The 12211-nt window shown below is 66.8% G+C and carries 12 protein-coding genes; 10 read left to right on the top strand and 2 right to left on the bottom strand.

From position 1 onward, the window contains the following. Positions 1 to 8 precede the first annotated feature (8 nt). The 5 genes from truA to accD all read left to right on the top strand — a co-directional run bounded on the left by truA (position 9) and on the right by accD (position 4593). The gene (truA, locus tag IB269_RS01445) at positions 9 to 857 is read left to right on the top strand and encodes a tRNA pseudouridine(38-40) synthase TruA (protein ID WP_013801015.1); all 849 of its coding nucleotides are present in this window, start codon (positions 9 to 11) and stop codon (positions 855 to 857) included. A 32-nt stretch (positions 858 to 889) separates the two neighbouring features. After that, the gene (locus tag IB269_RS01440) at positions 890 to 1612 is read left to right on the top strand and encodes a phosphoribosylanthranilate isomerase (protein WP_013801014.1); all 723 of its coding nucleotides are present in this window, start codon (positions 890 to 892) and stop codon (positions 1610 to 1612) included. Then, positions 1590 to 2846, top strand: coding sequence for a tryptophan synthase subunit beta (gene trpB / locus IB269_RS01435; RefSeq protein WP_012207042.1), 1257 nt, complete (start codon positions 1590 to 1592; stop codon positions 2844 to 2846). The genes IB269_RS01440 and trpB overlap by 23 nt, the downstream gene beginning before the upstream one ends. Continuing rightward, complete coding sequence (trpA, locus tag IB269_RS01430; protein ID WP_013801013.1) at positions 2843 to 3652, top strand: tryptophan synthase subunit alpha; 810 nt, start codon at positions 2843 to 2845, stop codon at positions 3650 to 3652. Before trpB ends, trpA begins: the two co-directional genes overlap by 4 nt. Positions 3653 to 3717: 65 nt before the next feature. After that, positions 3718 to 4593, top strand: coding sequence for an acetyl-CoA carboxylase, carboxyltransferase subunit beta (gene accD / locus IB269_RS01425; protein WP_013801012.1), 876 nt, complete (start codon positions 3718 to 3720; stop codon positions 4591 to 4593). 77 nt (positions 4594 to 4670) lie between these two features. Here accD and IB269_RS01420 read toward each other — a convergent pair whose 3' ends face one another. Further along, the gene (locus IB269_RS01420) at positions 4671 to 5228 is read right to left on the bottom strand and encodes a YggT family protein (RefSeq protein ID WP_192366264.1); all 558 of its coding nucleotides are present in this window, start codon (positions 5226 to 5228) and stop codon (positions 4671 to 4673) included. 90 nt (positions 5229 to 5318) lie between these two features. On the opposite strand from IB269_RS01420, the gene IB269_RS01415 reads away from it, so the two are divergent. The 5 genes from IB269_RS01415 (at position 5319) to IB269_RS01395 (ending at position 10878) form a co-directional block, all read left to right on the top strand. After that, positions 5319 to 5993, top strand: a complete 675-nt coding sequence (locus IB269_RS01415; RefSeq protein ID WP_012207046.1) for an LON peptidase substrate-binding domain-containing protein — start codon at positions 5319 to 5321, stop codon at positions 5991 to 5993. Positions 5994 to 6239: 246 nt separating this feature from the next. Continuing rightward, entirely contained in the window at positions 6240 to 7799 is a 1560-nt protein-coding gene (gene lysS, locus IB269_RS01410; protein WP_013801009.1) for a lysine--tRNA ligase, read from the top strand. Positions 7800 to 7891: 92 nt separating this feature from the next. Then, the gene (locus IB269_RS01405) at positions 7892 to 8908 is read left to right on the top strand and encodes a hypothetical protein (protein ID WP_192366263.1); all 1017 of its coding nucleotides are present in this window, start codon (positions 7892 to 7894) and stop codon (positions 8906 to 8908) included. 110 nt (positions 8909 to 9018) lie between these two features. Continuing rightward, entirely contained in the window at positions 9019 to 10101 is a 1083-nt protein-coding gene (locus IB269_RS01400) for a diguanylate cyclase domain-containing protein (protein ID WP_012207049.1), read from the top strand. Positions 10102 to 10209: 108 nt separating this feature from the next. After that, positions 10210 to 10878 (top strand): mechanosensitive ion channel family protein, encoded by a 669-nt coding sequence (locus IB269_RS01395; protein ID WP_013801006.1) that lies wholly within the window; start codon positions 10210 to 10212, stop codon positions 10876 to 10878. A 67-nt stretch (positions 10879 to 10945) separates the two neighbouring features. On the opposite strand, the gene purT is transcribed toward IB269_RS01395, so the two are convergent. Further along, on the bottom strand, positions 10946 to 12163 hold the full coding sequence (gene purT, locus IB269_RS01390) for a formate-dependent phosphoribosylglycinamide formyltransferase (protein WP_192366262.1): 1218 nt from the start codon (positions 12161 to 12163) through the stop codon (positions 10946 to 10948). Positions 12164 to 12211: the final 48 nt, after the last annotated feature.

Here is a 12211-nt window from a genome sequence, read left to right as displayed (position 1 = left end):
GCCTCGCAATGCGCGTAGCCCTCGGCGTCGCCTACAACGGCCAGCGCTACAGCGGCTGGCAAAGCCAGCTGTCTGGCAACACCATTCAAGACCATCTCGAAGCGGCCCTGGGCCGCTTTGCCGCTCAGGAGGTGCACACCCTCTGCGCGGGCCGCACCGATGCCGGCGTGCACGGCCTCATGCAGGTCGTCCACTTCGACACGCCGCTGGACAGGGCCCCGTTCTCCTGGGTCCGTGGCACCAACACCTTCCTGCCGCCGGACATTGCCGTGCAATGGGCCCAGCCCGTGCCCGATGCCTTCCATTCGCGCGCCTGTGCCACGGCAAGGCGCTATGCCTATGTGCTGCTGCAATCGCCCGTGCGCCCCAGCGTGGAGGCCGGGCGCGTGGGCTGGGTGTTCCATGCGCTCGATGGTGATGCCATGCAGGCCGCCGCCCAGCACCTGCTGGGCGAGCACGACTTCAGCTCGTTCCGCGCATCGGGCTGCCAGGCCAAGTCCCCCGTCAAGACGCTGCACCGCCTGTCCATCACCCGCCGCATGGCAGGCGATGGCGCCCAGATGGCCGCAGCCAGCTCCATGCGGCCCGGCGATGCGGCCATGGAATGCTGCTACTGGCGCTTCGAGTTCGAAGGCAGCGCCTTCCTCCACCACATGGTGCGCAACATCATGGGCTGCCTGATCGCCATCGGCCAGGGCGCATATGCGCCGCAGTGGATGCAGCAGGTACTGGACGCCCGTTCCCGCGATGCCGCCGCGCCCACCTTCTCGCCCGACGGCCTGTACTTTCTGGGCCCCGTATACGATCCTTCATGGGGCCTTCCTTCGCGCAGCCCGGCCTATGATTGGCTCCCTTGAACGGACAAGCCCTCCCCCATTCTTCAGCCCCCATGCAGCGCACTCGAATCAAGATCTGCGGACTCACCCGCGAACAGGACGTGGACGCCGCCGTGGCTGCGGGCACCGATGCCGTGGGTTTTGTGCTCTACGCCCCCAGTCCGCGCGCCGTGACGGTGCAGCGCGCTGCAGAACTGGCGCGGCGCCTGCCGCCCTTCGTGACCCCGGTGCTGCTGTTCGTCAATGAAAGCGCCGCCAACGTGATGGCTGCCTGCGCCGCCATCCCGGGCGCCTGCGTGCAGTTCCACGGCGACGAGTCCCCCGAGGACTGCCTTGCCGCCACATCCGGCGGCACCCGCGCCTTCCTGCGCGCCGCACGCATTCCCCTTGGTCCCGACGCCGCGCGCTTCGACCTCGTAGAATATGCCCAGCGTTACTCGAAAGCCCAGGCCATACTGCTCGACGCCCATGTCGACGGCTATGGTGGTGGCGGAAAAGCATTCAATTGGTCACTCCTTCCACCAAACGTCGCCTCTCACCTCGTTTTGTCTGGTGGACTCACGCCTGCAAACGTGACCGATGGCATCTTGCAAGTGCGCCCGCGAGGACTCTCGCTGGCCGTTGATGTCAGTTCCGGCGTCGAGGCCGATGGTCCCGACGGCAAGCCCCTCAGGGGCATCAAGGACGCCGGCAAGATACACCGATTCATCGCCGCCGTGCGCGCGGCCGATGACCAACTTTTGCAGACAAGCCATGTTCGAATACCAGTACCCTGACGCATCCGGCCACTTCGGCCGCTTCGGCGGCAGCTTTGCCAGCGAAACCCTGACACACGCTCTGACCGAGCTGCGCGACGCCTACGCCAAGTACCAGAACGACCCGGAATTTGTTGCCGAATTCCAGTCCGAGCTGGCCCACTTCGTCGGCCGTCCCTCGCCCGTCTACCACGCGGCACGCATGTCGCGCGAGATGGGCGGCGCGCAGATCTACCTCAAGCGCGAAGACCTCAACCACACGGGTGCGCACAAGATCAACAACGTGATCGGCCAGGCCATGCTCGCCCGGCGCATGGGCAAGCCCCGCATCATTGCCGAGACCGGCGCCGGCCAGCACGGCGTGGCCACGGCCACCATCTGCGCGCGCTACGGCCTTGAATGCATCGTCTACATGGGTGCCGAGGACGTGAAGCGCCAAAGCCCCAACGTCTACCGCATGCGCCTGCTGGGCGCCACCGTGGTGCCGGTGGAGTCGGGCAGCCGCACGCTCAAGGACGCGCTCAACGAGGCCATGCGCGACTGGGTGGCCAACGTGGACAACACCTTCTACATCATCGGCACCGTGGCCGGCCCCCATCCCTACCCGGCGATGGTGCGCGACTTCCAGAAGGTCATCGGCGAGGAATGCCTGACGCAGATGCCCGAATTCCTGGGCGCCGACCGCCAGCCTGATGCCGTGGTCGCCTGCGTGGGCGGCGGCAGCAATGCCATGGGTATCTTCCACCCCTACATCCCGTTCGAGAACACGCGCCTGATCGGCGTGGAGGCGGCCGGCGAAGGCCTGGACAGCGGCAAGCACTCGGCCTCGCTGCAGCGCGGCAGCAGCGGCGTGCTGCACGGCAACCGCACCTTCATCCTGCAGGACGAGAACGGCCAGATCACCGAGACGCACAGCATCAGCGCCGGCCTCGACTACCCCGGCGTCGGCCCCGAGCACGCCTGGCTGCAGGAACTGGGCCGGGCTCAGTACGTGGGCATCACCGACCAGGAGGCGCTGGACGCCTTCCACTACCTGTGCCGCACCGAAGGCATCATTCCCGCCCTGGAGTCCAGCCATGCCGTGGCCTATGCCATGCAACTGGCCAAGACCATGCGCGCCGACCAGTCCATCCTCGTGAACCTGTCCGGTCGCGGCGACAAGGACATCGGCACCGTGGCCGACCTCTCGGGCGCCGATTACTACGACCGTCCCTCCATGCGCGGGCTCACGGTCAAGGGAGGAGCAGCTCAATGAGCCGCATCACCACGACTTTCGCCAAACTCCAGGAAGAAGGCCGCAAGGCCCTGATCCCGTACATCACCGCAGGCTTCCCGTTCGCGGCCATCACGCCGTCGCTGATGCACGGCATGGTGGAGGCCGGCGCCGACGTGATCGAGCTGGGCGTGCCCTTCTCGGACCCCATGGCCGACGGCCCCACCATCCAGAAGGCAGGCGACCGCGCCATCGCCAATGGCGTGGGCCTGGTGCAGGTGCTCGCCTATGTGCGCGAGTTCCGCCAGAAGAACCAGACCACGCCCGTGGTGCTGATGGGCTACGCCAACCCGGTGGAGCGCTACGACCAGATCCACGGCAATGACCGCTTCGTGGACGATGCGGCCGAGGCCGGCGTCGACGGCCTGCTGATCGTGGACTACCCGCCCGAGGAGTGCGAGGCATTCGCAGCGCAACTGCGCGCACGCGACATGGACCTCATCTTCCTGCTGGCGCCCACCTCCACCACCGAGCGCATGCAGCAGGTGGCGCGCGTGGCCAGCGGCTATGTCTACTACGTCTCGCTCAAGGGCGTGACCGGAGCAGGCACGCTCGACACGGCGGCCGTGGAAGCCATGCTGCCGCGCATCCGCGAGCATGTGAGCATTCCCGTGGGCGTGGGCTTCGGCATCCGCGACGCGGCCACGGCCCAGGCCATTGGCCGGGTGGCCGATGCCGTGGTCATCGGCAGCCGCATCATCGAGATGCTGGACGGCCAGCCCCACGAAAAGATCGTCCCCCTGACCATCGACTTCCTGCGCGGCGTGCGCAAGGCACTCGACGCGTAGGTCGCATAATGCAGCCCTTGCATGCGGCCCGGTGCCGCATGCCCTGCGCCTGAAAAGGAAACACCATGTCCTGGCTTGAAAAACTCCTGCCTGCCAAAATCCAGCAAACCAACCCCACGGATCGCCACCAGCAGATCCCCGAGGGTCTGTGGATCAAGTGCCCGAGCTGCGAGACCGTGCTCTACAAGGCCGATCTGGAGAAAAACCAGAACGTCTGCCCCAGCTGCAGCCACCATCACCGCATCGGCGCCCGCGCCCGCCTGAACCATTTCCTGGATGCCGAAGGCCGCTATGAAATCGGCCAGGAAGTCATTCCCGTCGACGCCCTGAAGTTCAAGGACAGCCGCAAGTACCCTGAGCGCCTCAAGGAAGCGCTGGAGAACACCGGCGAGACCGATGCCCTGGTCGTCATGGGCGGCGCCATCAAGAGCGTCAACGTGGTCGCAGCCTGCTTCGAGTTCGAGTTCATGGGCGGCTCCATGGGCTCCGTGGTCGGCGAGCGCTTCGTGCGCGGTGTCGAGACCGCCATCGAGCAGAAGGTCCCCTTCATCTGCTTCACCGCCACGGGCGGTGCGCGCATGCAGGAAGGCCTGTTGAGCCTGATGCAGATGGCCAAGGCCAATGCAGCGCTCACGCGCCTGGCCAAGAAGGGCCTGCCCTACATCTCGGTGCTGACCGATCCCACCTTCGGTGGCGTCTCCGCCAGCTTTGCCTTCGTCGGCGATATCGTCATTGCCGAGCCCAAGACCCTGGTGGGCTTCGCCGGCCCGCGCGTGATCGAGACCACCGTGCGCGTGAAGCTGCCTGAAGGCTTCCAGCGCGCCGAGTTCCTGCAGGACAAGGGCGCCGTGGACATGATCGTGGACCGCCGCGAGCTGCGCGACCGCATCGCCGCCTCGCTTGCCATGCTGCAGCGCCTGCCGGCCGACGCGGTCCAGTAAAGCCTCGCGCAGACACAAAAAAGCCGCCGCAGGTTGATGCCTGCGGCGGCTTTTTCACGTCCAGGAAACCAGGGAAATCAGGCCAGCAGCATCAGGCCCGATCCCTGGATATACCCCAGCACCATCAGCGCGATCTGCAGCAGCACCAGAGCCACCAGTGCCGACAGATCGATACCGCCGATCAGCGGAACAACACGGCGGATGGGCCGCAGCATCGGCTCGGACAGGCGCTGCAGCACGCCATACATCGGCGACTGCGGCTGCACCCACGACAAGATGGCATAGATCAGCAGCACGCCCACCATGCCCGACAGCGCCACGCGCGCCAGGCCGCACAGCGCCAGCCAGGGCAGGGCAACCACAGTGGACTGCCCACCCATCAACAGCCACAGCAGCACGAACTGCAGCAGCTGCAGCAGGAAGGCGGCGATCAGGCTGGACATGTCCCAGCGCCCGGCCGGCTTGATGATGCGGCGCAGCGGCATCACGATCCAGTCGGACAGCGCAAACACCAGCTGCCCCACAGGGTTGCCGAAGGGCACGCGCTGGGCCTGCATGTACATGCGCAGCAGGCAGACGCCGGTCAACAGGCCAACGACCACGTCGAGCAAAAAGGAAACGATCTGAAAAAGCATGGCGTTGTAGGACTGCGGGAGGAAGATCGGACCACGGCCATCCGGCCTTGGCACAGCATGGGATGATAGCTGCCGCATCCCGCCCATCACATGACCGCCCCTACCGCACTGCACTCCCTGCCGCTGTTCCCCCTGGGCAGCGTCCTCTTTCCCCAAGGCCTGCTGAGCCTTCGCGTCTTTGAAGTCCGCTACCTGGACATGATCCGCAAGTGCGAGCGCACGGGCGCTCCCTTCGGCGTGGTGGCGCTGCAGGCCGGCAGCGAAGTGCGCAAGGCCGGCGCGGCCGCCGAGCAATTGCACGCCGTGGGCACGCTGGCCCGCATCGTCCAGTTGCAGCAGCCCCAGCCCGGCCTGCTGCACCTGCAGTGCGAAGGCACGCAGCGCTTTCGCATGCAGGAGCACCGCCAGCTGCCCCACGGCCTGTGGGTGGCCGATGTGCAGATGCTGCCTGCCGATGCCGCCGTGCCCATCCCCGGCCACCTGCTCGCCACCGCCCAGGCCCTGGCCCAGGTGCTGATGCAGCTGCACGCGCGCTCCACAGACGCCGACCATGCCCGACTGCCCAGCGCCGAACAGATGGGTGACTGCGGCTGGGTGGCCAACCGCTGGACCGAGCTGCTGCCCATGCCGGTCTCCATCAAGCAGCAACTGATGGCGCTGGACAGCCCGCTGGTGCGGCTGGAGCTCGTGGCCGATGTGCTGGAGCGCAGCGGCATAGGCCATGCCCAGGGCCCGGCACCCGGCTCCCCTTCCGCCGGGCACTGACGATTTGGCAGGACTGCGGCGTCATACCGCAGCGGCGTCCGGCACATTGGCAGCACCGCGCACCGAAAGCGCGCCAAAAAACTTAAAATCGCGGATTCAGCCCGCCAGCTGCGGGGCTTGCCGGTGGCATTTGCTGCCGCCTCTGCGCCCTCCAGCCCTTTGCGCCTGGCTTTTTTCGGCTTTTCCCGCTTTTTTTCCTCCGGCTTTTTTCCGGCCCCTCGGCGTTTTGCGCTGGCGCTCATTGTCATGACCGAACACAACACCCCATCCGCAGCGGACCAGACCGCTCCCCAGGACGAAAACCAACTCATCGCCGAGCGCCGCGAAAAACTCAAGGCCCTGCGCGAACAGGTCCGTGAACAGGGCGGCGTGGCCTTCCCCAACGACTTCAAGCCCGCCGACCGCGCCGAGGCGCTGCAGCAGGCCCATGCCGACAAGAGCGCCGAGCAGTTGGACGCCGAAGCCGTGCAGGTCAGCCTGGGCGGCCGCATGATGCTCAAGCGCGTCATGGGCAAGGCCAGCTTTGCCACCATCCAGGACGGATCGCTGGGCCCCACGCACGGCCGCATCCAGCTGTACATCACGCGCGACACCGTGGGCGAGGAGGTCTATGCGGCCTTCAAGCGCTGGGACCTGGGCGACATCCTGGGAGCCGAGGGCACGCTGATGAAGACCAAGACCGGCGAGCTGTCGGTCAAGGTGCAGACGCTGCGCCTGCTCACCAAGAGCCTTCGCCCCATGCCCGACAAGTTCCACGGCATGGCCGACCTGGAGCAGAAGGTGCGCCAGCGCTATGTGGACCTGATGATGGACGAGCAGGCCCGCCGCCGCTTCATCGCACGCAGCAAGGCCGTCTCGGGCATCCGCGAATTCATGGTGGAGCACGGCTTCCTGGAAGTGGAAACGCCCATGCTGCACCCCATTCCCGGCGGCGCCAACGCCAAGCCCTTCGTCACCCACCACAACGCGTTGGACCAGGAGATGTACCTGCGCATCGCGCCCGAGCTGTACCTCAAGCGCCTGGTGGTCGGCGGCTTCGAGCGCGTGTTCGAGATCAACCGCAACTTCCGCAACGAAGGGATCTCGGTTCGCCACAACCCCGAGTTCACCATGATGGAGTTCTACGCGGCCTACTGGAACTACCGCGACCTGATGGACTACACCGAGGCCCTGGTGCGCGACGCCGCGCAAAAGGCCGTGGGCACGCTGCAGCTGACCTACGGCGGCAAGCCCGTGGACCTGTCCCAACCCTTCCAGCGCCTGACCATTCCCGAGGCCATCGTCAAGTTCACCGAGGCCGGTGACAAGGTGGCCGACCGCGAATGGCTGACCAATGCGCTGCGCAAGCTGGGCATGACGGAAGAAAAGGACCGCCTGTCCGCACGCACCCTGGCCAGCCTGCAGGTGCTGTACTTTGAGGAAGTGGTGGAAGAAAAGCTCTGGCAGCCCACCTTCATCATGGAGCACCCCACCGAGATCTCGCCGCTGGCGCGCGCCAATGACGAGCGCCCCGAGGTCACCGAGCGCTTCGAGCTGTACATCACGGGCCGCGAATTCGGCAACGGTTTTTCCGAGCTCAACGACGCCGAGGACCAGGCCGCGCGCTTCAATGCCCAGGTCCAGGCCAAGGACGGTGGCGACGACGAAGCCATGTACTTCGACCACGACTTCGTGCGTGCCCTCGAGTACGGCATGCCCCCCACAGGCGGCTGCGGCATCGGCATCGACCGCCTGATGATGCTGCTGACCGACAGCGCCAGCATCCGCGACGTCATCCTGTTCCCCGCCCTGCGCCGCGAACAGTAAAACCCACGGCATCCAGCGCCTGCGCGCGTTGCCAACCGAAGCCGCCTGCGTTCCCTTGGGAGCCAGGCGGCTTTTCCCTATACTGGCTCGCCATGCACATCCCCACCTACTGGGCGCAGGCGCGCCTGCGGCATGAAAGCCGCCCCACCCACGGCATCACCGTCCAGCGCTGGGGATGGTCCGACACCAGCCAGGAAGCCGCCCAGGCCCACGCACAGGAGCGTGCTGGCCAGGCCCTGGAAGCCGCCCGCAATGCGGCGCTTCCAAAGGGCGAGCCCCGCATGGAATGGAAGAACGAGTACGCGCTCGACGGCTTCACCACCCCCATCCGCGAAGAAGTCCTGCAGCGCCGCGACGGCACGGTGATGACGCGCAACAGCTACGGCGCCCACTGCCTGAACACCGAGCGCGTGGCCATCGCCGATATCGACCTGCCCGAGCCGCCCAGCGCCGTGCGCTTTCCCGTCGTGACCCTGCTGTTGTTGGCTTCGGTCGCCATCTGGCTGGCCCGGCTGGCACCGCACAAGAACAATTCGCGGATGGTGGCCACGGCACTGGTCGTGCTGCTGCTGTTCCTGGCCATGCGGCGCGTGCAGCGCTGGTGGGAAGCTCGCCAGGCGCGCCAGCGTGCGTCCACGGACTCGCCGGCCACGCGCGCCATGAAGCGCGTGCAGACCTTCCACCAAAGCCACCCCGACTGGGGACTGCGCGTCTACGAAACACCCAAGGGCCTGCGCGTCATCGTCACGCATGCCGATTTCGCATCGGACGATCCGGCCGTCGGGCGGCTGTTCGACGCCCTGCAGGTGGACCCGCTCTATGCCCTGCTGTGCGAGCGCCAGCAATGCTTTCGCGCACGTGTCTCCGGCAAGCCCTGGCGCATGGGCCTGACCGGCCTATCCACCTCGCTGCGCAGCTGGCCCGTTCCCGAAGACCGGCAGGAGGAGCGCCGCCAGTGGGCACTTGCCTATGACAGCAAAGCCCAGGGCTTTGCTGCCTGCAGGCTGCTGCAGCAACTGGGCAACCCGCGCATCTGCCCGGCTGCCGACGCCTTTGTGCAGTGGCATGACGAGGCCAGCCGCGCCCGCACGGATCTGCCGCTGGCCTAGCAAAAGCCCCGTTGCACACAATCGCACACGGACGCGACACCCGACTTACACTGGCGCCATCCCCCGCCGCGCACTGCGCGGCCCCTTGATCCATTCCTGGTTTTGCAACCATGAAGGCCATGCCCCCCGCCCCACCTCCCCTGCCCACCGACAGCGCCGACTCCCCCGCCATCGAGCCCAGCGGAGCACGCTTCGCCAAGCCGACGGACGAGTCCGCGCCCTTTTGCGTGCTGGTCGTGGAAGACCAGGCCTCGGTGCGCACCAGCCTGGTCAGCGAGCTGCTGCACGCGGGCGTGACCCGCGTGCTGGAGGCCGCCGATGGCCCCAGCGCCCTGGTCCTGTTCCGCGAGCAGCGCCCCGACCTGGTGCTGCTGGACATCCGACTGCCCGGCGAGGATGGCTACTGGGTTGCCCGCCAGCTGCGCGAGGCCGAGCCCGGCGAGTGGACGCCCGTCATCTTCCTGTCCGGCCTGGACAATGACCTGGATGTGTGGCGCGGCATCGAGGCCGGAGGCGACGACTACCTGGTCAAGCCCGTCAAGCCCATCGTGCTCGTGGCCAAGCTGCGCGCCATGCGCCGCCTGCTGGACATGCGCCGGCGCCTGGTATCGCTGTCGGCCGAGCTTCACGAGGCCAACCAGAAGCTCAACGAAATGGTCGAGCTCGACCAGCTCACGGGCCTGGTCAACCGCCGAGGCTTCGACCGCATCCTGCATGCAGAGATCGCCTCGGCCCGCCGCGAAGGCCAGCCGCTGACGCTGATGCTCTGCGACCTGGACCATTTCAAGCGCTACAACGACACCTATGGCCACGTGCATGGCGATGAATGCCTGAAACAGATCGGACGCCTGCTGCGCGAGGTCTGCGTACGCCCCCGTGACGTGGCGGCGCGCTATGGCGGCGAGGAATTCGCGCTCATCCTGCCGCGCACGCCACGCTCGGGCGCCATGACGTTTGCGCGCGCCGTGGGCCAGATGCTGCGCGTGCTGCGCATACGCCACCCCGATTCGCCCCATGAATCGGGTCTCACGCTGTCGGGCGGCATCACCACCTGCATTCCCGACGAATACACCAGCGCCGAAGCCATGCTCATGCGCGCCGACCAGGCACTGTACGCGGCCAAGGCGCAGGGGCGCGACCGCTTCTTCAGCTTCGAGATGCAGATGGACACGGTGGAGCAGCGCCGCACCTGACTGCCGGGCCTTGCGCCTGCGCTTACGATCGCAGCTCAATGCCGGGCGCGCGCGAGCTGCGCATCCGGGTCCCGAAAGCGGATTCCTGTTTCCTGAATGTTTGAAGTTATGCGTCGTTTTCAAGCGCACCTGCCCACCTGGATGCAGGATTGGCTGGAGTTCATCATCCCCGGTGCCCAGATCCTGCTGATCATCGGTGCGGCCTGGCTGCTCAATCGCCTGGTTCGCCGGCTGATCGCACGCGCGGGCCGGCACTACGGCCTGCCGCCGGAGCTGCTGGTGCCGCTGCGCGGCGTGTTCCGCTGGATTCTCATCGCCGCCACCGTGCCCCTGGTACTGGAGCGCCTGGGCGTCTCGGCCACCGTGCTGTGGACGGCCTTCACCGGCTTTGCCACCGTGGGCGCCGTGGCCTTCTTCGCGGCCTGGAGCGTGCTGTCCAACCTGTTCTGCGCCCTGCTCATCGTCATCGTCGGGCCTTTTCGCCTGGGTGACTACATCGAGGTGCTGGACACGGCCGAAAAGCCCGGTGCCAAGGGCCGCGTGATCGACATCAACATGCTCTACACCACCTTGCAGGACGCCCATGCGCCCGATGGCTCACCCAACCTGCTGCAGATCCCCAACTCGCTGATCTTCCAGCGCGTGGTCCGGCGCTGGAAGGGCGGCCTGGGTGTGGATGGCGAGCATGCCAGCCATGGCGAGGAGGAGCGCGCCATCCGGCTGACCACGCCGCATGATGCCCAGCCCTCGCAGCCTCCCATGCACACGACCAACTAAAGCCGGCACCGCATGAAAAAAGCCGCCGCCCGGTGCAGGGACGGCGGCTTTGTCGTTCAGCAGCGCTTCAGGGCTTGCGCGGCTGGACCTTGCCGGCGGCCAGCTTGGCGTTGGTTCGCGCCTGCTCCACGTCCTGGGCGCGCGCCAGGGCCACGCCCATGCGGCGCTTGACGAAGCTCTCTGGCTTGCCGAACAGGCGCAGGTCCGTGCCCGGCACGGCCAGGGCCTCGTCCACGCCGTCGAACACCAGGCCTTCGGCATCCTGCCCGCCATAGATCACGGCGCTGGCGCCGGGGTTGCGCAGCGAGGCATCCACGGGCAGGCCCAGGATGGCGCGCGCATGCAGCTCGAACTCGCTTTGCCACTGCGTGGCCAGCGTGACCAGCCCCGTGTCGTGCGGGCGTGGCGAGACTTCGCTGAACCAGACCTGCTCGCCCTTGACGAACAGCTCCACGCCAAACAGGCCCAGGCCGCCCAGGTCATCGGTCACCGCCTTGGCGATGTCGCGCGACTTCTGCAACGCCGCCGGGTGCATGGGATGGGGCTGCCAGCTCTCCACATAGTCACCAGACTGCTGGATGTGGCCGATAGGATCGCAGAAATGCGTCTGCACCTGGCCGTCCGGCCCCTTGGCGCGCACCGTGAGCTGGGTGATTTCGTAGTCGAAGTCGATGAAGCCTTCGACGATCACACGGCCATGGCTCACGCGGCCGCCGGCCATGGCGTAGTCCCAGGCCTTGGCCACGTCGTCCGGGCCGTCCAGCTTGCTCTGGCCCTTGCCCGAGCTGCTCATCACGGGCTTGACCACGCAAGGGAAGCCGATGGCGGGCTGGCCATCCGTGCCGTCGATGGCGGCCTGCAGCTCCTGCTGCGAGTCGCAGAAACGGTAGGGACTGGTGGCCAGGCCCAGCGTCTCGGCGGCCAGGCGGCGGATGCCTTCGCGGTCCATGGTCAGGCGCGCGGCGCGAGCCGTGGGGATCACAGTGACCACACCGGCTGCTTCCAGCTCTTCGAGCATGGGCGTGGCAATGGCCTCGATCTCGGGCACGACCAGGTCGGGCTTTTCGGCCTCGATCAAGGCCTTGAGCTGGGCCGGATCGCTCATGGTGATGGTGCGCGCGTGGTGGGCCACCTGCTGGCCGGGCGCGTTCTCGTAACGGTCCACGGCAATGGTTTCCACGCCCAGTCTCTGCAGCGCGATCAGCACTTCCTTGCCGAGTTCGCCGCTGCCCAGCAGCATGACTTTGGTGGCATGGGGGGAGTAAGGGGTTCCAAGGGTGGTCATCTGCGCGTCCTGTGAGCCAGGCGGAGCCTGGGCAAGATAAGAAAGAGA

It is taken from the genome of Delftia sp. DLF01, assembly GCF_014852125.1.
Taxonomy (GTDB): Bacteria; Pseudomonadota; Gammaproteobacteria; order Burkholderiales; family Burkholderiaceae_C; genus Comamonas; species Comamonas acidovorans.
This window is presented reverse-complemented; position numbering and strand designations above follow the sequence as displayed.